The organism is Nostoc sp. UHCC 0302, assembly GCF_038096175.1.
Classification (GTDB): domain Bacteria; phylum Cyanobacteriota; class Cyanobacteriia; order Cyanobacteriales; family Nostocaceae; genus UHCC-0302.
In genome coordinates this window covers 7,516,540-7,536,511 of the sequence record NZ_CP151099.1, presented here as the reverse complement: position 1 = coordinate 7,536,511, position 19,972 = coordinate 7,516,540, and the positions used below count along the sequence as shown (strand labels likewise).

The following is a 19,972-nucleotide window of genomic DNA, read 5'->3' as shown; positions in this document are numbered from 1 at the left end:
AACTTAAGCGATCGCACTATTTTCTCTTCAAATATCAAAACTTTTTCTTTGCGTCTTTGCGACTTGGCGTGAGATTATTATGCATTAGTTAAGTTAGCAAAAAAATAATGTTTAATTTATAAATGACTTGTAACTCACAAACCGCAGAAGGTTGGCATGGCAAACTCAACTTAGTCTATGCTGATCGCCAAGGTACAACCCAGTTAATTTATAATCACCAGCAAGCACCACTGAAGGTGCAACGCCCGTTTTATCCAGAAGGGCAAAAGGTCTGTCATAGCGTAATTTTACACACTGCTGGGGGAGTTGTAGGAGGCGATCGCCTATCTAGTAATTTTCACCTCCAACCCAATACTCAAGCCTTAATTACTACAGCAGCCGCTAGTAAAATATACCGTAGTAATGGCTTGCAAGCTAAACAATCCATTCAAATGCAAGTTGATGCTGGTGCTTGTTTAGAATGGCTACCTCAAGAAACAATATTATTTAATGGCGCGATTTATCGGCAAGATTTACGTGTAGAATTAGCAACCGGAGCCAGCTTTTTAGGCTGGGAAATTACCCGATTTGGTCGCAGTGCCAGAGGAGAGAAATTTTACTTAGGAGAATGGCGATCGCACACTGAAATTTGGCGGCAAGGTGTTCCCTTGTGGATTGATCGGCAATGGTTAGCGGGTAGCGAAGACATTTTTCACAGTCCTCACGGCTTGTCTGGAAAACCAATAGTAGGTAGTCTAATTTGGGTTGGAAGTGCTGTTTCATCGGAAATATTGGAAAAAATACGAAAATTGGGAGATGATACTGGAGAAATAGGTGTTACTCGTTTACCGCATGGACTTTTATGTCGATATCGCGGTTATTCCACAACTGAGGTGAGAAACTGGTTTACTGATATTTGGCAGTTGCTACGAGTTTCTTTTTTGAATCGTGGTAATTGTATACCAAGAGTGTGGCAGGTTTGAACCACAGAGGAGAGAAGAAATGCAACTTACGCCGCAGGAAAAAGATAAGCTGTTAATTTTTACAGCGGCGCTATTAGCGGAAAGACGTAAAGAAAGAGGTTTAAAACTGAATTACCCGGAAGCAGTTGCCTATATTTCTGCTGCTATTTTAGAAGGTGCAAGAGATGGGCAAACAGTAGCAGAATTGATGAGTTATGGGACAACGCTATTAACGCGGGATGAGGTAATGGAAGGTATACCAGAAATGGTGCATGAAGTTCAAGTAGAAGCGACTTTTCCTGATGGCACAAAGTTGGTGACAGTACATAATCCAATTAGATAATCTCACGCAGAGGCGCAGAGGCGCAAAGTATGATTCCAGGAGAATATATCGTTCCAGAAGGCGAAATTGAACTAAATGTCGGTCGTTCTACTATTAGATTGCAAGTGTCAAATACAGGCGATCGCCCCATACAAGTCGGTTCTCACTTTCACTTTTATGAAGTCAACAACGCCTTAATTTTTGAGAGAAAACAAGCGCGAGGAATGCGCCTCGATATCCCCGCAGGAACAGCGGTTCGTTTTGAACCAGGTGATGAAAAAGAAATTACTTTAGTCCCCTTAGTTGGTAGCCGCCAAGTCTACGGTTTCAACAGCAAAATCAACGGACAACTAGATTCTTAAAAAACTCTTCTCTGCGTTCTTCTCTACGAGACCAAGGCGAATGCGCCTCTGCGGTTAGATAATTCTTCAGGAGTACTTATGAGTTACAGAATGGATCGTCGCGCCTACGCCGAAACCTACGGCCCTACAGTAGGCGATCGCGTCCGACTTGCAGATACAGAATTATTTATTGAAGTTGAACATGACTTCACAACCTACGGTGATGAAGTGAAATTTGGTGGCGGTAAAGTAATCAGGGATGGGATGGGACAATCCCCAATTTCTAATGCCGATGGTGCTGTAGATTTAGTAATTACCAATGCTTTAATTCTCGATTGGTGGGGTATCGTCAAAGCAGATATTGGCATTAAGGATGGCAATATTTTCAAAATTGGGAAAGCTGGAAATCCTTATATTCAAGACAATGTAGATATTATTATTGGCCCTGGAACTGAAGCTTTAGCCGGAGAAGGAATGATTCTCACGGCTGGCGGTATTGATGCACATATTCATTTTATTTGTCCTCAACAGATAGAAGTGGCGATCGCTTCCGGTATTACCACTATGATCGGCGGCGGTACTGGCCCTGCCACAGGTACAAATGCCACTACCTGCACCCCCGGCCCTTGGAATATTTATCGTATGCTGCAAGCTGCTGATGCTTTTCCTGTTAACTTAGGATTTTTGGGCAAAGGGAACGCCAGTCAACCCCAAGGACTTGTAGAACAAGTAGCCGCCGGTGCAATGGGGTTAAAACTACATGAAGACTGGGGAACTACACCCGCAGCAATTGATACCTGCCTCAGCATTGCCGATGAATATGATGTGCAAGTAGCAATTCATACTGATACGTTGAATGAAGCTGGATTTGTCGAAGATACGATCGCTGCTTTTAAGAATCGTGCCATCCACACCTACCACACCGAGGGTGCAGGCGGCGGACACGCACCAGACATTATCAAAGTTTGTAGTCAAGCTAATGTATTGCCATCTTCCACCAACCCGACACGTCCTTACACCGTCAACACCTTAGATGAACACCTGGATATGTTGATGGTATGTCATCACCTCGACCCAGCGATCGCCGAAGATGTTGCTTTTGCCGAATCTCGCATCCGCCGAGAAACCATTGCTGCTGAAGACATTTTGCACGACTTAGGCGCATTTAGCATGATTTCTTCTGATTCCCAGGCAATGGGAAGGGTAGGCGAAGTGATAATTCGCACCTGGCAGACATCTCACAAAATGAAGGTGCAACGGGGAACTCTTAACCCACAAGGAACAGAGCAAAGGGCAGACAATTTCCGAGCAAAAAGGTATGTTGCAAAGTACACTATAAACCCAGCAATTACCCACGGAATAGCGCAATATGTGGGTTCAGTGGAAGAGGGGAAACTAGCAGATTTGTGTTTGTGGCGTCCGGCGTTTTTTGGCGTGAAACCGGAGATAGTGATTAAAGGTGGAATGATTGCATGGTCGCAAATGGGTGATGCTAACGCTAGTATTCCTACACCGCAACCTGTGCATATGCGACCAATGTTTGGCAGTTTTGCAGGTGCGAAGAATGCCACATCGTTAACTTTTGTTTCGCAATCAGCATTAGAGCAAGAAATTCCCAGCCAGCTACGTTTACAGAAAACGGCTGTTGCCGTTTCTGGAACCCGCCAATTGAGTAAGCGGGATATGAAGCTAAATGATGCATTACCACACATTGAAGTAGATCCAGAAACCTATGAAGTGAAGGCAGATGGAGAGCTGCTGATTTGTGAACCTGCGACAGTTTTACCAATGGCGCAGAGGTACTTTTTGTTTTAGTTGATCACAGACCAATCTATTGAAGTCAGAAGTTACTAAGAAGGAATTATCGAAAGTTCTAGAGACGCAGTTTGGAGAAGTGCCAAGCTCAATTATCGAGTTTGTTAATGGAATTAATGATTTATGTGTGCTGAGAAAGCTGCTCAAAATAGCGATCGCAATTCCTTCCACAGCAGAATTCCAAAAACTTTTGGATAGTATCGCCTCTGAGGAATGAGTAATGACTTGTTTTAAAGTTACGATCAAATAATGATAGTTTGCATTTGAAGCCAAGAACAATGTTACCTTTTAAGAAAAAAATTGTGACTGATGAAGCTATACGTCCGCTAGAAGTGATAATTAATTATCAAGACTGGCAGGAAATTGAGAAGATATTAGACTCTCATCGATATTGATAATAGAAAACAACTCTAATCTAAAAAGCTTTTACTTTTTAATTCATTCATTGGTAACAGCAAAGTATCTTCAATTTCCTGCCTAATTTCACGGCTGATATAACAATCACTATTGAGACAATCTACAAGAAGTAAATTAGCATCATAGTACCAACGCAATAATTCTTTTTGTGAATGATTGAACTGCCAGTCATGCCCAATGTTGCGATGTTCAATCATCAATGATCTGAGTTGCTTACTCCAAGCTTGGTGATTCCATTTAGATTTGCCCACCTCATATTCATCTACTTCAGGCAACTGCTCATAAAGCATCTGTAATAATCTCTTGAAATTGCAGTCATGAAGGCAATATAAAGCACTATAAATAAATCCTTCTACTTGGTCTACATATTTAAATTCAAAAGCTAAATTAAGAGAAGTTACAAGATTATGATCAAGAGCAATTTCGCGCAGCTCTTCAATTTTGTTATATTCAAAGTTTAAAATCAAGTCATCATCGTCAGCCAATCGTGATTCGAGGGCGTATGGAAGAGTGAGGTAAACCCCATTAAAATCACCCATAAGGTCATAATCAAAGTAAAAAGCTCGAACTGCGGCAAGCTTATAGGGAAGTTCTACAGAAAGTGATTTTTGATTCAGCCAGATAAGAAACTGCTGCAACTTTTTATCTGACGCAATCAAATCATCAATCTTTTGCTTCATCAATTGCACCAAATCATCTGCCTTCTGCATCATACCCACAGTGAGCAAAAAGACCTCTCGCCAGCGTGTCTCCGTGATATGTTCTACTAAATTTTCCGAGGTAGAACTAGCAACAATTTCTCTAGCGGTGAAATACTCTTGAAATGTAAGATGTGAAAAAGAATATATTCCCTTTGCCCGTTCAATCAATAGTCCATGCTGTGATTCAATAGATTTTAAAACCACTTCGCTATCTAGTTCTAATTCCTGTGGTTCAGTACGAGCATCATGTAAGTTGTAGATAAAATCACTAATATATACCTCAATATTTCTTTGCTTAAAAAAATACTCCTTACGTTCAAAGGTAGCCAGAGCAATTTGACTTAACAAATCTTCCTTGCGGTGCCGTGACAGATTTCTATATACTTGATCGCGCTCAATATTGCGTTTAGCATCCCATTTTTTTAACAAGATATCCAACCCTTCTTTATAAAGTTCGGAGCGATTAGCTGGAAAATCTGCATTTTCTCCAAACACTAAACAAAGTAGTGTTAACAATAGTGGATTAGTGGCTAATTCTTGAATCGGCTCGTTATCTTGTAGTTTTTTGATAAGTCTTTCAGCTTTTACGGGGTCAACTAACCGAAACCAATTTTGTGCAAGAATAGCGATTTACTCCTTGTCAAAATCTGCCATTTCTACTTCAGTAAACTTCTCAAAAATGTATTCCTTAGAAGCTATGCGACAGGTAATAACAAACTGGTTGGCATGAAAATCCTCAGAAAACTCCAGAATTTGCCGTAATATTCTTTTTGTATCTTCTTCCCGAACTTCATCTAATCCATCTAGTAACACCAATACTTTACCGTGTCGCAAGAGTTGCTCTGCTTTCTCTTTTTCATCATGTACTCCACATACTGATAATTTTTGAACAATATATTCTAGAATATCTGGCTGTTGAAATTCTTCCGCAAACTCTTTGAGGGTAATAAAAAAAGGAATTCTGTTGGTCAAATACTGTCCCTCAATGCATTGCATCGCCAAGTACTTTAAAAAGGTGGTCTTCCCAGCTCCGGGTTTGCCTAAAACCATTAGCTTGTTGTGACGTTGCACTGCTTCCAAACCTAGCACTCGCTTCTCAGTAACTTGGCTAAGCCCAAAACGATCAAATTCATCAGGATGACTGTTTTGCAGCAGTTCACAGATATCTAATCGCCTGCGTCCCGTAATTTTCTCCAGAATGTTGACATTAGTATAGATACCTCGCTCTCCGGTTAACTCAATAGGCTGATCCATATCCAGCACCCGCATGGTTCCACATTTTTCTTTGATGCTGGGTTTCACCTTTTCCCGGATTTCTTGAACTAGAACATCAATATCATCCTCTGCAATATTGGCAGTTGAGCTATCAGCAGGTTTTTGCTGTGAATATCGCTTTTGGAGATACTCCCGTAAGCGGCTTTCTTTTACAGGCCCACTGCCACTAATACTGAACTTCTTGTAAATACCTGTCAGGCAACTACTGAGATTGCTTTCAGAGATGTGAAGCACTTGTGTCACTTCGACTCGGCTCTTGCTATTACCAAAGATTTCCACAAAAACTGCCTTTTCTCTATTTGACAATTCGCTGTATTGCTCTAGTTGTGTAAGGAAGTCTCTGGATAATGACATATATCTAGGATGAAATCGCCTTAAAGTTAAGTCTAGCTTGGGTTTTCAAAGATTTGCAGTTAGTCACGATATGTCAAGACAAGTCAATCTAAGTCACCATAAGTCAAATAAATAACCACAAAACAAAATTGCGATATTGAACTCAGTCAAGCAACTGAGGTTGTCGCAATGCTGGAAACGCTAATCCCCTTACTTCTAAATAAGTCTGTTGAAGTTATATTTGGGCTACTACTGGAAAAATTTTGGACATGGGTGCTGAAGGATGACAACTTCAAACGCCTCAACCACTTTTTGAAGATGCAGATTCTTGTACTCTATCTTGATTGGATTTTGCTCAAAACTTCCCCAAAATTTTTACCAAAATCACCACAAGACGATGATTTAGAAACTCATGGTTAATTTTAGAGAGGCAAACAACCGCTTCTTTTATGCACCTCATTTAGAAAACGAATTGTGCAGAATGCTGTTCAGGGGCTATCCTACTTACGGGAAGCTCACTCTACCATTAGAAGTAAGCAGCTGTGATTAACTTAGAAAATACTTTTCCCTTGCAGCGATCGCCTACGCATTTACATCCCCAAAATTTTATCAGCCATAATTCTATTAGTGAGTTATTATTTGGCAAAAAACCATTACAGTTGAACCTGACAAAACTTCCACAGTCTTTTGATACTAAATTCTCAGGAAATAATATTTTTGAAATGGGAGATCAAGTGAAAGTTTTAGACACAATTTCATATAAATATATCTAATCTCACAAAAATTTACTTTTACTCCCACTTAACTGCAACATGAATTCACCATCTTCTCGTTCTGACAAAATTTTGGTTGTCGATGACTCTCCTGATAACGTGTTCTTGATTAAAACTATTTTGGAGGAAGAAGGCTACACGATTAGCACCGCAGAAAATGGGATTTCAGCATTAGCACAACTGAAAGCATCGCCTTGTGATTTGGTGTTGCTGGATCTGATGATGCCAGGAATGGATGGCTACGAAGTCACTAAGCATATTCGTGGAGATATGAAATTGCCGCAATATATCCCGATATTGTTGATAACTGCTCACGATGCGCCCAATGTCGCCCACGGATTAGACTTGGGTGCTGATGATTTTATCCGCAAGCCTGTTACAGTAGACGAATTGTTGGCAAGAGTGCGATCGCTCCTACGCTTGAAGCACAGTATGGATGAACGTGATGAAATTGCCCGCCAACGAGAAGATTTTGTTTCCCGTCTCACCCATGACTTACGTACTCCCTTAGTCGCCGCTGATCGAATGTTGGCGCTGTTTCAGCAGGGTGCTTTAGGAGCATTATCACCGCAAATGCAGGAAGTAATTGCAATCATGGCTCGCAGCAATATCAATCTGCTTTCTATGGTTAATACTTTATTAGAAGTTTATCGCTTTGAAGCAGGTCGCAAAACCTTAGCATTTCAACCAGTGAATCTCAGCCAGTTACTACAAGAGGTGGCTGGAGAATTATCACCCTTAGCTCAAGACAAAATACTGTCCCTTAATCTAGATTTTACTGAAGAGTCACGCACAAAAATTGTGAAGGGCGATCGCTTAGAATTACATCGTCTGTTTACCAACTTAATCGGCAATGCTATCAAATTTACAGACTCTGGGTCTATAACTATTCGTCTTGCTTCCCAACCTCAGTTCGGTAAAAGCCAGCTTTCTCAGTTATCTTCTAATCCCAATTCTGTTGATTACATTACCGTTGAGATTATAGATACTGGCTCAGGTATTGCTCCTGAAGAACAATCCACTATATTTGAACGATTTCGACAAGGCAGCCACAAGCGTTCTGGTAGTGGTTTAGGGCTGTATCTATCTCGCCGAATTGTCGAAGCACATCAAGGCAGTATCCTACTAAATTCCGAGTTGGGTAAAGGTAGTGTATTTATTGTAATTCTACCCGTCAAACCATAAAAAAATCTGAATTATGTAATTCGCAATCTTGTTTGTTAATAATTTATCATTACTTACTACTATTTCCCCATCAAAAAGTATTAATATTTTGATAATTCAAAATATTAATATTAATTACTTAAATATACTAATCCAATAATCCTGTTAGGAAATCCATATTTTTACATAAGGAAAACATGAATACTGTTGAATTATCAGAGTTTTCTAAAATTATATTTAGCCAGCGGGAGTTTTTTAATAATGGCAAAACTAAAGATGTTAATTTTCGTATTGAACAACTAAAAATTCTTAAGCAAGCAATTAGTGAATACGAACAAGCAATAATCCAAGCATTACAAGCTGATTTACATAAACCAGAGTTTGAAATTTATGCTACAGAAATTTTCTCAATTAAAGAGATTGATTATGTAATAAAAAATCTCTTTAATTGGACTAAGCCAAGAAAAGCAGCAGTTCCCTGGGAATTCTTTTCATACTCAGCCAAAATTTATCCAGAACCCCTTGGTGTGGTTTTGATTATTGGTGCTTGGAACTATCCATTTCAATTAATTATCTCACCTTTAATAGGTGCGATCGCAGCAGGAAATTGTGCAGTTATCAAACCTTCAGAACTTGCCCCTCACACCTCCAGCATCATAGCTGAAATGATTACTAAATATTTCGAGCCAACTTATATTGCAGCCTTAGAAGGAGGTATAGAAACAAGCCAAAAACTATTGGCTGAAAAGTTTGATCATATCTTTTTTACTGGTGGTACAGCCGTGGGTAAAATCATCATGGAAGCGGCAGCAAAACATCTTACACCAGTTACTTTAGAATTGGGCGGCAAAAGTCCTTGTATTGTGGATACTGATATTAATCTTGAGCATACCGTCAGACGAATTACATGGGGTAAGTTTTTAAATGCTGGGCAAACTTGTATCGCACCTGACTATCTTTTAGTTAATAAAAAAATCAAACAAAATTTAGTAGATGGGCTACAAAAATGCCTCAAAGAATTTTATGGTGATAATCCAGTTCATAGTCCAGATTATGCCAGGATTATTAATCAAAAACAATTTGATAGATTAGTTAACTTTCTTAAAGATGGTGAAGTTATTATTGGTGGAGAAACTAAACCTTCAGAGCGTTATATTGCTCCCACATTAATTGATCATGTTTCTTTAGAACATCCCATTATGCAGGAGGAAATTTTTGGCCCTATTTTACCTATAATTGAATATACTGATATTGCGGAAGCGATCGCTTTAATTAACTCTCGGCCAAAGCCTTTAGCTTTATACTTGTTTTCTCAAAATGAAAACCTGCAAAAGCGAGTTTTGCAGGAAACTTCATCTGGTGGAGTGTGCATTAACGACACAGTTATGCAGTTTGGCGTCTCATCTTTACCATTTGGCGGTGTAGGTGATAGCGGTATTGGCAGCTATCATGGTAAAGCTAGTTTTGACACTTTTTCTCATGACAAAAGCGTACTGCAAAACTCTTTTTGGCTAGAGTTAAAATGGCGGTACGCTCCCTACAAGGGCAAATTGGCTTTTCTCAAGCGACTTTTAGGACAAAAGTGAAGAATAAAATTAGGAGACGCGATTAATCGCGTCTCCTAAATATTAAAACCCAAAAGCGCTGCTATAACGTTCCTCTGCCCAGGGTTCGCCACGATGGTGGTAACCATTACGCTCCCAAAAACCCAGTTCTTCGCGATTTAGAAACTCTAAACCATTAATCCACTTAGCACTTTTCCAAGCGTAGAGATGGGGAACAACTAGACGCATCGGCCCACCATGTTCAGATGGTAATTCCTCGCCAAAAACTTTAAAGGCAAAGAAGTTTTCTTCCCGTACAAAGTCTTCTATTGAGATATTTGTAGTGTAACCACCATAGCAGTGTTCCATAATATGCGCTGCTTTGGGATCTACCTCAACTAAGCCCATGAAGTCTGTGACTTTAATGCCAGTCCATTTGACATCCAATTTAGACCAGCGCGTTACACAGTGGAAGTCCGCTGTAAACTCATGTTGAGGTAGTGCCATAAAGTCTGACCAAGTAAAGGTGACAGGTTTGGCTAAACCCCAAACCCGAAACTCCCACTCTTGGGCATTGACTTGGGGTGTTGCACTATAAGTCAATACAGGAAAGCCTTTGGCAAGATGCTGACCTGGAGGAACGCGATCGCCCTCTTCCTTCTCTGGTTTCTGAAAAAATTTTCCTAGCATAATAGTCGTAGAAAAATAAGTTTTTTCAAGATAGTTAAAAGCTTTTTTGCTAAGTAGCGAAAAGCAAGTACCAGATACTTTACTTGTTATTTATCACTCCCAGCGGCTCATGCCGCAGGGACTTTTTGAAAAGCAGGTTAACCTGCTAAACCTTCTTTTCCAAACTCCTGCGAAGTTTTATGATTCTTCTTCCTCTTCTTCAGCAGCTGGATAGACAAACGTAGAACGTCCAGTCAAAATCGATTTGCCCAAAGAGAGAGCTTTTTGAGCTTCAACAACAGCTTTGTGCCTCCAGGTAGCTCGGCGTTTATCTCGTTTGGACTTGGAAGTTTTCTTCTTAGGAACAGCCATGATAGCGGATATCGCAATTCTTGACAACCTTCTTATTTTAAGCCATCAATTGCTCAAATTGGAAATGGGGCATAGGGGATTGGGCATGGGCATGATTATGCCCCATGCCCAATCACTGCTTCTCAAAAAATAATAGCGATCGCGCAGTTTTGAAATAAGTTGCCCAACGTTGAGCATCGGGGCGTGTCCGCCACTGGGGGCGACTCACTTCTAATGCCAAAATTGGGGCGATCGCTCCATAACTTTGTACGGATACAATAATTGAAACATCTGTTACCAAGATATCTTGGTCGAAGCTCCGCTGAGCAGCAGCTCTAGCAGCCGCTTCTGCTCTTGTGAGCATAGTTTGGTAATTTTCCTCTGGTAAGCGGTCAATGGCAAGGTCAACTCTCGCGGTGTAAGCTCGTACAATCTGAGGTGCGATCGCTTCTGAGGCAAGCCATACAGGAACTGTAGATCCCAGCAAAACTATTAAAGGAACTATCCGGATTCTTCTGGCAATTTGGCTAATAACTAAAAAGGGGATGATCGATGATGGTAGGTGAGCATAACTCCTGCTCATGACCTTTTAGCTCCTTATTGATAACTTGTAATTCTAACTGGACGGAAGTATTTTCCGATTAGTCAACGTAATAAAAATTACATTTTATCTTAAGGCTCAATAAAAATCACCTAGACTATAAAACATAGGTTAGCTTTGTTTTTTTGCAAAGCTAACCGCAATTTTAGAAACAGCAAACAATAACTGACAAAGAGCGGGATGGCAAATTACTGGGCGATCACGATTGGCATCAATCAATATCAGTTATTTCAACCTTTAAGTTGCGCCCAAGCAGATGCTGAGGCACTAAAGGATTTTTTAGTTACAGAGGCAGGTTTTGCCCCCGAACACTGCTTGTTGATGACAGATACTTCGCCGCCAATAGGAGATAGATCAAGCTATCCAACGAAGGAGAATATTCTGCTTTTGCTTGAGGATCTGGCGGCTACATATTGGCAACCGCAAGATTATCTGTGGCTATTCTTTAGCGGTTATGGTGTCAACTACGATGGCAAAGATTATTTAATGCCAGTGGAAGGGAATCCCGAACTCGTGCTAGAGACTGGTATCGAAGTGCGATCGCTGATGCAAAGTCTACAACTTGGTGACTTGAATGTATTATTACTACTAGATATCAACCGCGCGTTTGGTACGCAAGCGGATGCTCCCGTTGGTGAAGAAATAATAGAACTAGCTCAAGAATTACAACTTGCCACAATTCTTTCCTGTCAGCCAGAGCAATTTTCCCACGAAAGTAGTGAACTAGGTCACGGATTTTTCACGGCAGCTTTGTTAGAAGCTTTACGTTCTGGTCATGGCAGCAGCTTGCCAGATTTAGAAAGCTACTTAAGCCTGATGACGCCAAGATTATGTCAAAATTACTGGCGTCCTATTCAAGACCCTGCCATGATCATCCCATCAAGGCAGCAAGTTATCTTGCCGCAATTGGCAGAAACTAGCAATTTTGAAGTAGAACCGATTATTTATCCAGAAGAATCTTTTGCTGTTGCACTTGCAGCACCTCCCCTCGACGATAATCCCCCTAAAACTAGAGCGAATCTGAGTAGATCGCCAGAAGCTCAAGTAGTCGAAGCTACCGTCAGTCAATCCTCTCAACAGACGAAGGCTCAGCACTTCACACCTGCGGTTGAGAAGTCCCAAAATCAAGAAGAAGTCATGAAGCCACCTGCCAACTTAGTCGCCAAAATACCTCCAGGCGAAAATCTTAGTCAGGAAACTTCTTTAGAAGCGAATAAAAACGGACGATACCTACCTTCTTCTCCTAAAGCCTATGTCTCCCGGCAACTACCGAATCAGGCAAATAGCTCATTGTGGAAACAATTTATATTGTGGGTTGGCAGCAGTATGTTGGTAGTAGGTTTAATTGCGGTAGTTTTCCTTCGCAATCAAGCAACTTTTAGAATTAATCAGATATCAAGAGCATCACCCAATACGGCTACTAACAATCCTCCAGTTACCGATATACCAAATGCCCGTTCCCTAACTGAAGCCAATCCAACAGAGCAAACAAGCAACCAATCCAGAGGGCAAATCGCCTCTAATTCTGATTCTCAAAAACGGAATCAAGCCGTATTAGACCTAGCGAAGATGTCGCTCAGACAAACTCAAGCTAGCGATTTAACCTTGGCAATCACTACAGCCCGAAAAATTAAAGCTGGTGAACCGCTTTACGAACAAGCTCAGGAGAATATTAAGATTTGGAGTCGGATGATTTTAGATTTAGCAGAAGGTCGTGCTAAACAAAGACAGTACGCTAGTGCGATCGCAGCCGCACAGTTAATTACCAAAGACGAGCCATTTTATGCAAAAGCACAAGCAGCAATTAACCAGTGGCGGCTGGAGGCTAAGCAGTATGTAAGCAACAAAACTCTTTTAGATGCAGCTAATGCCTTAATTAAACCGGGACAGGCATCAACCTACAATCGTGCTATCGAAGTTGCCAAGAAAGTACCACCAAATCAGCCAGGTTTTGATACGGCTAAAAAATCAATCAATAAATGGAGTGAAAAGATTTTGGATCTGGCGAAAAGTCGCGCTGCTCAAGGAGAATTCAGTGCTGCAATTGAAACCGCTGCTTTAGTTCCAGAAGTGACGGCAGCTTACGAAGATGCTCAGGATGCTATCCAAAAATGGCAGGACAGGAGAATCAAAAATAATCAATAGTCCCCCCTTTTGGGGAATTTAAAATTTAAGACTCCGCATATAAATCCGAGGACTTGAAATAATGACGCTACCCTTTTTCGTTTGCATGAGTAAATTAAAGGGCTTCTACCATTAATAATTTACGGATTAAGAATTATATAGTCCAAAACTCTAAACATCTGACTCTGTATTAGCAGTATTGGGATATATCCTCACCACATTCATCTGCTAGATAGCACATAGCTCGAAAACGTAAGCCTACCACTTCTTCATACAAAGGGTTGAGCTTGCACATTGGTGGAATGTGAAACAAAGTTTTCCCAAATAATTTAACATCGCGCTCAAAGGGGCATTGAGCAGGAATCATTTTGCACAAGCGATGAGCTAATTGGCGATCACTGATTTTAATATTGTCTAGACGCTGCCGTAAGGGTTGAAGAACATCAAAGCTAGGCTTAGAAGTAAAAGAATTTAGCTGCGTTTCCTGGGTTTTACTAGTGTCTGCTTGATTGATTGATACCCAGCTTGCCAAAAAAATATTTTTTGTGGTATTATGAGATACCTTCATGATAAAACCTCTATGTAATTGAGGGTATTCGTCTTTTTGATGAATATATACAGCGTGGCAACGACCTTTACCGGAAGGTTCGCGTCCTGACCGAGATATAATAAGATTATTCTTTAGCCACTTAAGTCAGAACTTAATTTATTACTACGTTCAGTTAATCGCACTTTTTAGGTGATCGGTAGTGTAGTAATACTGATCTTGTTTATATCTTGACATAGATTAAATTTTAATAAAGACATCTGCCCTTGGACAGATTCTAGTGTAACATTAACAAAAGTTAATATAATAAAGTTTCAAAAAATATTTTTGGTTAACTATAAAGGCCAGCGAGAGAAAAAAGTTTGCTGGTGCTTAAAAACTCTATAAGCAGAAAGCTCAGAGAAAGCGAGATCGGGTTATTGACATTTAACCAAATGCTTATTTATTATTGTGTTAGTTAAGTATTCGCTTAAGTATTTGGTTTACCCAAATGAGCAGACCTGCTGCCAGTGCTGATGTCTTTGTAGCGATCGCAGATCCAACACGACGGGCGCTATTAGATAGTTTACGTGCTGGAGAGCAATCAGTTAAACAGCTGGCAGAGCCTTTTGCAATGAGCTTGCCAGCTATTTCTCAGCATTTGCAGGTTCTTTGTGAAGCTAACCTAGTACAGATGCGAAAAGCAGGGCGGCAGCGGCTGTATCGGCTGAACTCAGAGCCACTGAAGTTGGTGTCTGATTGGGTTGCCTATTACGAGCAGTTCTGGCAAGTAAAACTGGATGCTCTTGGCAGTTATTTGGAGGAAGATTCATGCTCCGAGACTTGAAAATGGAAGTTTTCTACCCCTATCCGCCGCAACAGATTTGGCGTGTACTCACTAACCGTCGCGCCCTAGCTGCATGGCTAATGGAAAACAATTTTGAGCCGTTTATTGGGCATAAATTCCAGTTTTATAACTCAGCACTGCCAGGGCTGGCTGGAAGCATTGACTGTGAAGTGATTGAACTTGATGAGCCAAGGCGACTTTCTTACACTTGGCAAGATAGTATGATGTCTCAGCCTTCAATTGTGACTTGGACGCTAGAACTTGTCGATGGTGGTACACAATTGCAACTAGAGCATAAAGGGTTGAGGCGAGCAGTTGGGGTGGGTGAACCGATGCGCTTTTCGCAACCGTGGCGAAGTGAATTTATGTATAAGTCAACTGTGGTTCAGACACTACCACAGATTAATCGTACCAGCTTACCTGTAGAGAAGTATCAGGTATTTGATAGCCTCATTCTCAGTTCCTTGTTAAATGGTGGGTGGAAATACAAGTTGAATGAAAAACTTTCACAAGTCTTAGTTAACCTGCCCTGCACTTGATTAACTCCGCTATTAACCTGCTTTCCATTAGCTAAACTCAAGCGATTTGCTGAGTCCTCTGTTAAAGGATTTGAGCCATAACACAGGAATTCCAAATTCCTGACGATTGTTCAATGAAGCTGATCAATTCAGATAGACAAATGAACGATGTCAGTAAACAACTGCTTACTTTGGCAAGAAAAAATTTAGCTGCCTATATAGCAATTTCAAAAGCTAGGGCAATTGGTGTAGCTGGTTCTGTTGCTCGTAGACAAGCCGATATCTACTCTGATATTGCATTTTCGCGGTTTATGGGTTGTAAAAAACTATGGAATAGAGCGGGATGATGTACTGTTTTTAACTGATGAATTATTGTAAGCAGTGAAAAATATTATTGGGGTGTTGTTGGGCTTAAATAAGTTTTACCATCCTGTTAATTGTGTGCCATTTAAAAGAATGGATAAATTCATTAACAAAATGGCGATCGCTCCCAATAATCTATCATTTAGCCTCAAGCAAGTTTTGCAAGCAGAACCTCATACAGCGGTTAATTACCTTGGTGAACTAATTGAGGAAACATTCGCCTTGGTAGAAAAACATATACCAGAGATTGATACAACACAAGCTTGGCAAAATTACAAACTCTGGTCAGATAAGCAGTAACAGCAAAATTATCTGCGTTTACTACGAAATACAGCAGTTTGCAAGTAAATGAAGTACAGCATCTAAGTTTAAAAGCTATAGTAAAGCCTCTTTTACTTCTGACTTCTAAATTCTGACTCCTGAATTCTGACTTCTGCTGTCATTACCAATTTAAAATCCAAAATTAATATGGCTCTTTTTTGTTTGGTACACGGCGCTTGCCAAGGCGCATGGTGTTGGGATTTACTAATTCCTCATCTAGAAGCGCGCGGTCACAAAACAGTAGCAATGGATCTGCCTATTGAAGATCCGTCAGCCACGTTATCTGATTTTGCAGATGCAGTTGTGCAAGCCTTACCTGAAGACAAAGGCGATGTAATATTAGTCGGTCATTCAATGGCTGGTACTGTTATTCCCATTGTCGCTACTCAGCGACCAGTCCGTAAGCTAGTGTTCCTCGCCGCGCTCATTCCGTACCCTCAAATTAGTACACTCGACCAATTTTATGACGAGATAGATTCCAATACTCTCAATTTATTAAATTACCAACCGCCAGAAGCAAGTAAGTTCGAGCAATTCTGTGATGAACCTAATATGTACAACCCAGCTTCCCTTGGGAAAAACCCTTCAGAGAGCGACGCTGTAGCAATGGAAATTTTCTTTCATGACTGCGAGCCTGATGTAGCGCGTTGGGCAATCTCAAAAATGCGAAAGCAGGAATCAATGGCATACATTTACGAGGTCAGTCCTTTAAAAGCTTTCCCTGATGTGGAATGCGAGTATATTGTCTGCACTGATGACCGAATAATTTCTCCTACATGGTCGCGCTACGCTGCACGTAAACGTTTGGGAGTCGATGCGATTGAGCTGCCTGGGGGACACTGCCCTTCTTTGTCCCGCCCTGTCCACCTTGCAGATGCACTTTTGAATGTTTTGTGAGCAGTTTTTAAATCTCACACCAAAACGCAAAGACTCAAAGCTTATCTCAGCGTCTTTGCGTAAGGTCGGTCTATATTTTAAATTTTCTAGGATGCAACTTGAGCAGCTGTGCGAGTGCGACGTCTTCTGCCATCAGCAACTTTCACAGGTGGCTCATCAGGAGTTTGCATCAACAAAGTCACAGACCCTTGACACTGTAGTTCTCGGCGAATGGAACGTTGCAATTCTCGCTCTAAAGTTGCTTGTAGTCCGCCCCAATCGATATCTGCTGCTTCACCGTCGGTAGGAGCAAATTCTGACCAACGAACGGTGAGGATTTCTTCCATTCGTTGTTGTACCCACTTTTGTAGCACTGATCGCTCCATACTGGTGACTACACCACGTAGATGAATTTCTGGCTTGGCCATTAGTTTGCCATTCCAATCAACAGCGGCAGCAATGGTAACAATACCTTCTTCTGCCATACGTTGCCGTTCTTGCAACACCTTGTCACTCACCATGCCAGAACTAGTAGTATCCACCAGTTCTATACCAGATGGGACTTTACCCGCAACACGAATGGCATTTTCGGTCAGTTCTACAACATCACCATTCTGGATAATGATCATGTTTTCTGCGGGAATGCCCATACTTTGGGCTGTTTCCGAGTGTTTCACCAGCATTCGATGTTCACCGTGAACTGGCAAGAAAAACTTAGGCCGAGTTAAGGCAATCATTAGTTTTTGGTCTTCTTGACAGCCGTGACCAGAGACGTGAATACCTTTATCGCGGCCATAGACCACTTTCGCCCCCTGGATCATCAATTTGTCGATGGTATTGACTACAGCGATCGTATTTCCTGGAATTGGATTCGCAGAGAATACTACTGTGTCTCCTTCACGAATTTTGATGTGCGGATGATCTTTATTGGCAATCCGGGTCATTGCCGCCATTGTTTCACCTTGAGATCCTGTAGTCAGAATCAACACTCTTTCATCAGGCAAGCTGCGGACTGTGTGTAATGGTTGCAGCAAATTATCTTCACATTTGATGTAACCTAAATTCCGAGCATGAGCAATCAAATTCAGCATGGAACGTCCTACAACTGACACTACACGATTGTGTTTTTTTGCCAGTTGCAAAATCATGTTAATGCGATGCACGGAGGAAGCGAAGGTTGTAACGAACAGTCGCCCTGTAGCTTGACTAAATACCCGATCAAGATTGGGATAAACTGAGCGTTCTGAAGGGGTAAATCCTGGGACTTCGGAGTTAGTTGAATCGCTTAATAAGCAAAGTACGCCTTGTTCGCCGTGTTCTGCTAACCGTTGTAAGTCAAATTTTTCCCCATCCACGGGAGTGTGGTCAAATTTAAAATCTCCTGTATGAATTACTATACCAAGGGGAGTATGAATAGCAACAGTAAAACTATCAGCGATGGAGTGGGTATTGCGAATATATTCTACTAGGAAGTTTTTGCCAAGCCGCACTATATCACGCGGTGACACTGTTCTTAATTCTGTGCGATCGCGCACTCCTGCTTCTTCCAATTTACCCTCTAGCATTGCCATTGCTAGTCTGGGACCATAGATTACGGGTATGTCAAATTGTTTCAGATGAAAAGCAATCCCACCAATATGGTCTTCATGACCGTGGGTAACAATCATTCCTTTAATTTTATGACGATTTTCCCGCAGATAAGTCGTATCTGGTAGGACAATATTGACTCCATGCATTGCTTCTGTAGGAAAAGCCAATCCTGCATCTAATAGGATAATTTCGTCATCGTACTCAAATACACAGGTATTTTTCCCAATTTCATGCAAACCGCCCAACGGAATAATTTTTAGGGCGGAGGTAGCTTCGTTTTTAGCCATTTTCTCCTTAGATTTTTGTTTGTTGTTAATGACTTGATAGTTAGCGTTTTTGTATTAAAGACAACTTTATCTGTCTTTTAAGTAAATTTGAAAGCAACCAATTTTTAATTCAGATGTTCAATTTTTGTTCTATAAAATGGACTTTACCGTGGAAGGATTCATAATATATCTGTTAGTCCTAACACAGGTTTTTCAGTTGCATCCTGTTAACAATTATCAGCGTTTATATCTATGTTTTGGCTAACTATCAAATTGACAGCCGTCAATAAGTTGCTGCCTAGATTAAACTTAGTTCTTTAAGAACTGCCTCTAACTTTTTACCGACTTCTGAGTCAGCTTCGCATAACGGCGGACGAGTTGAGCCAACCTCCCAACCTTGAAGTTTCAGTGCTTTTTTAACTGGAATAGGATTTGAAGTTAGAAATAAAGCCTTAAATAAGGGGAATAGTTGGAGATGAATCTCGGTCGCAACTTCAATTTTCCCTGTACTAAAAGCTTGAATCATCTGCTGTAGCTGGTTTCCTACCAGATGAGAAGCGACACTTACTACGCCCTTTGCCCCAAGCGCTAACAAAGGCAAAGTCATGTAATCATCACCAGAGTAAATCTGGAATTCTTTTGGTGTCAAGCGGCGAATTTCGCTAGCCTGATCTATGTTACCTGTAGATTCTTTAATTCCCACAATGTTGCTAACTTCAGCTAACCGCGCAACTGTTTCTGGCTGAAGATTTTGTCCAGTACGACCAGGGACGTTATATAACAACAAGGGTAGCTCAGGACAGGCTTGGGCGATCGCTTTAAAGTGCGCTTCCAGTCCTGCTTGCGGTGGTTTGTTGTAATATGGGACAACTTGTAAAGAACCATGTACTCCTATTTTAGCTGCTTTTTCGGTGGCAGCGATCGCTTCTTTGGTGGAATTGGAACCACATCCTGCTATCACCTTGGCTTTTCCTGCCACGGCCTGCAACACCTCGACAAACAATTGGTATTCCTCGTCCCAACTTAAAGTAGGGGATTCCCCCGTTGTGCCACACACTACCAATGTATCTGTACCATTGTTAGCTAGATGCGCTGCCAGTTCTGCCGCTACATCGTAGTTCACGCTACCGTCTGCTTTAAACGGTGTAATCATAGCGGTTAAAACGCTGCCAAAATCTCCCACCCTCTTTTCACTCCTAATTGACCTCTTTGTTTTTATGCCTTGGTGGATTTCTATTTTAATAACCTATCTGCAAATTGCTTTCAAGTATGATTGACTCATTTGCTATTCCTT

The 19,972-nt window shown here is 41.1% G+C and carries 23 protein-coding genes; 15 read left to right on the top strand and 8 right to left on the bottom strand.

Annotated features, from left to right (window positions below; genetic code table 11):
• Nucleotides 1–122: 122 nt before the first annotated feature.
• The 5 genes from WKK05_RS32635 to WKK05_RS32615 all read left to right on the top strand — a co-directional run bounded on the left by WKK05_RS32635 (nucleotide 123) and on the right by WKK05_RS32615 (nucleotide 3,636).
• The gene (locus tag WKK05_RS32635; protein WP_341527131.1) at nucleotides 123–962 is read left to right on the top strand and encodes an urease accessory protein UreD; all 840 of its coding nucleotides are present in this window, start codon (nucleotides 123–125) and stop codon (nucleotides 960–962) included.
• A 19-nt stretch (nucleotides 963–981) separates the two neighbouring features.
• On the top strand, nucleotides 982–1,284 hold the full coding sequence (gene ureA, locus WKK05_RS32630; protein ID WP_341527130.1) for an urease subunit gamma: 303 nt from the start codon (nucleotides 982–984) through the stop codon (nucleotides 1,282–1,284).
• A gap of 29 nt (nucleotides 1,285–1,313) precedes the next feature.
• Nucleotides 1,314–1,625 carry an urease subunit beta gene (locus WKK05_RS32625; RefSeq protein ID WP_341527129.1) on the top strand — a complete coding sequence of 104 codons (312 nt, stop codon included), beginning with the start codon at nucleotides 1,314–1,316 and terminating at the stop codon, nucleotides 1,623–1,625.
• A gap of 78 nt (nucleotides 1,626–1,703) precedes the next feature.
• The gene (gene ureC, locus WKK05_RS32620; RefSeq protein ID WP_341527128.1) at nucleotides 1,704–3,419 is read left to right on the top strand and encodes an urease subunit alpha; all 1,716 of its coding nucleotides are present in this window, start codon (nucleotides 1,704–1,706) and stop codon (nucleotides 3,417–3,419) included.
• 19 nt (nucleotides 3,420–3,438) lie between these two features.
• Nucleotides 3,439–3,636, top strand: a complete 198-nt coding sequence (locus WKK05_RS32615) for a hypothetical protein (protein ID WP_341527127.1) — start codon at nucleotides 3,439–3,441, stop codon at nucleotides 3,634–3,636.
• A 193-nt stretch (nucleotides 3,637–3,829) separates the two neighbouring features.
• On the opposite strand, the gene WKK05_RS32610 is transcribed toward WKK05_RS32615, so the two are convergent.
• Both WKK05_RS32610 and WKK05_RS32605 read right to left on the bottom strand, forming a co-directional pair.
• Complete coding sequence (locus tag WKK05_RS32610) at nucleotides 3,830–5,053, bottom strand: hypothetical protein (protein ID WP_341527126.1); 1,224 nt, start codon at nucleotides 5,051–5,053, stop codon at nucleotides 3,830–3,832.
• 114 nt (nucleotides 5,054–5,167) lie between these two features.
• Nucleotides 5,168–6,166, bottom strand: coding sequence for an NACHT domain-containing protein (locus tag WKK05_RS32605; protein ID WP_341527125.1), 999 nt, complete (start codon nucleotides 6,164–6,166; stop codon nucleotides 5,168–5,170).
• A 168-nt stretch (nucleotides 6,167–6,334) separates the two neighbouring features.
• On the opposite strand from WKK05_RS32605, the gene WKK05_RS32600 reads away from it, so the two are divergent.
• The 4 genes from WKK05_RS32600 to WKK05_RS32585 all read left to right on the top strand — a co-directional run bounded on the left by WKK05_RS32600 (nucleotide 6,335) and on the right by WKK05_RS32585 (nucleotide 9,668).
• Entirely contained in the window at nucleotides 6,335–6,565 is a 231-nt protein-coding gene (locus tag WKK05_RS32600; protein ID WP_341527124.1) for a hypothetical protein, read from the top strand.
• A gap of 122 nt (nucleotides 6,566–6,687) precedes the next feature.
• Complete coding sequence (locus tag WKK05_RS32595; RefSeq protein ID WP_341527123.1) at nucleotides 6,688–6,918, top strand: hypothetical protein; 231 nt, start codon at nucleotides 6,688–6,690, stop codon at nucleotides 6,916–6,918.
• 39 nt (nucleotides 6,919–6,957) lie between these two features.
• Entirely contained in the window at nucleotides 6,958–8,103 is a 1,146-nt protein-coding gene (locus tag WKK05_RS32590) for a hybrid sensor histidine kinase/response regulator (RefSeq protein WP_341527122.1), read from the top strand.
• A gap of 176 nt (nucleotides 8,104–8,279) precedes the next feature.
• Nucleotides 8,280–9,668 (top strand): aldehyde dehydrogenase, encoded by a 1,389-nt coding sequence (locus WKK05_RS32585; protein ID WP_341527121.1) that lies wholly within the window; start codon nucleotides 8,280–8,282, stop codon nucleotides 9,666–9,668.
• Between the two features lie 42 nt (nucleotides 9,669–9,710).
• Here the strand turns inward: WKK05_RS32585 and WKK05_RS32580 are convergent, their stop codons facing one another.
• From WKK05_RS32580 to WKK05_RS32570, 3 genes are all read right to left on the bottom strand, one after another.
• Nucleotides 9,711–10,316, bottom strand: coding sequence for a sulfite oxidase-like oxidoreductase (locus WKK05_RS32580; RefSeq protein WP_341527120.1), 606 nt, complete (start codon nucleotides 10,314–10,316; stop codon nucleotides 9,711–9,713).
• A gap of 177 nt (nucleotides 10,317–10,493) precedes the next feature.
• Nucleotides 10,494–10,667 carry a 50S ribosomal protein L32 gene (rpmF, locus tag WKK05_RS32575; protein WP_094328804.1) on the bottom strand — a complete coding sequence of 58 codons (174 nt, stop codon included), beginning with the start codon at nucleotides 10,665–10,667 and terminating at the stop codon, nucleotides 10,494–10,496.
• A 112-nt stretch (nucleotides 10,668–10,779) separates the two neighbouring features.
• A complete protein-coding gene (locus WKK05_RS32570; protein ID WP_341527119.1) occupies nucleotides 10,780–11,229 on the bottom strand; it encodes a hypothetical protein in 450 nt (149 codons plus the stop codon).
• A 198-nt stretch (nucleotides 11,230–11,427) separates the two neighbouring features.
• Here WKK05_RS32570 and WKK05_RS32565 point away from each other — a divergent pair, with 198 nt between their 5' ends.
• Nucleotides 11,428–13,392, top strand: coding sequence for a caspase family protein (locus WKK05_RS32565; protein ID WP_341527118.1), 1,965 nt, complete (start codon nucleotides 11,428–11,430; stop codon nucleotides 13,390–13,392).
• 169 nt (nucleotides 13,393–13,561) lie between these two features.
• Here WKK05_RS32565 and WKK05_RS32560 read toward each other — a convergent pair whose 3' ends face one another.
• A complete protein-coding gene (locus tag WKK05_RS32560) occupies nucleotides 13,562–13,939 on the bottom strand; it encodes a Mo-dependent nitrogenase C-terminal domain-containing protein (protein ID WP_341527117.1) in 378 nt (125 codons plus the stop codon).
• A gap of 469 nt (nucleotides 13,940–14,408) precedes the next feature.
• Here WKK05_RS32560 and WKK05_RS32555 point away from each other — a divergent pair, with 469 nt between their 5' ends.
• The 5 genes from WKK05_RS32555 to WKK05_RS32535 all read left to right on the top strand — a co-directional run bounded on the left by WKK05_RS32555 (nucleotide 14,409) and on the right by WKK05_RS32535 (nucleotide 16,843).
• Entirely contained in the window at nucleotides 14,409–14,744 is a 336-nt protein-coding gene (locus WKK05_RS32555; RefSeq protein ID WP_341527116.1) for a metalloregulator ArsR/SmtB family transcription factor, read from the top strand.
• Entirely contained in the window at nucleotides 14,729–15,283 is a 555-nt protein-coding gene (locus tag WKK05_RS32550) for an SRPBCC domain-containing protein (RefSeq protein WP_341527115.1), read from the top strand. The genes WKK05_RS32555 and WKK05_RS32550 overlap by 16 nt, the downstream gene beginning before the upstream one ends.
• 140 nt (nucleotides 15,284–15,423) lie before the next feature.
• On the top strand, nucleotides 15,424–15,609 hold the full coding sequence (locus tag WKK05_RS32545; RefSeq protein WP_341527114.1) for a hypothetical protein: 186 nt from the start codon (nucleotides 15,424–15,426) through the stop codon (nucleotides 15,607–15,609).
• Nucleotides 15,610–15,718: 109 nt separating this feature from the next.
• Nucleotides 15,719–15,925, top strand: a complete 207-nt coding sequence (locus WKK05_RS32540; protein WP_341527113.1) for a hypothetical protein — start codon at nucleotides 15,719–15,721, stop codon at nucleotides 15,923–15,925.
• A gap of 168 nt (nucleotides 15,926–16,093) precedes the next feature.
• A complete protein-coding gene (locus WKK05_RS32535; RefSeq protein WP_341527112.1) occupies nucleotides 16,094–16,843 on the top strand; it encodes an alpha/beta hydrolase in 750 nt (249 codons plus the stop codon).
• A gap of 86 nt (nucleotides 16,844–16,929) precedes the next feature.
• On the opposite strand, the gene WKK05_RS32530 is transcribed toward WKK05_RS32535, so the two are convergent.
• Both WKK05_RS32530 and dapA read right to left on the bottom strand, forming a co-directional pair.
• Nucleotides 16,930–18,699 carry a ribonuclease J gene (locus WKK05_RS32530; RefSeq protein ID WP_341527111.1) on the bottom strand — a complete coding sequence of 590 codons (1,770 nt, stop codon included), beginning with the start codon at nucleotides 18,697–18,699 and terminating at the stop codon, nucleotides 16,930–16,932.
• A 277-nt stretch (nucleotides 18,700–18,976) separates the two neighbouring features.
• Nucleotides 18,977–19,861, bottom strand: coding sequence for a 4-hydroxy-tetrahydrodipicolinate synthase (gene dapA / locus WKK05_RS32525; RefSeq protein WP_341527110.1), 885 nt, complete (start codon nucleotides 19,859–19,861; stop codon nucleotides 18,977–18,979).
• Nucleotides 19,862–19,972 lie beyond the last annotated feature (111 nt).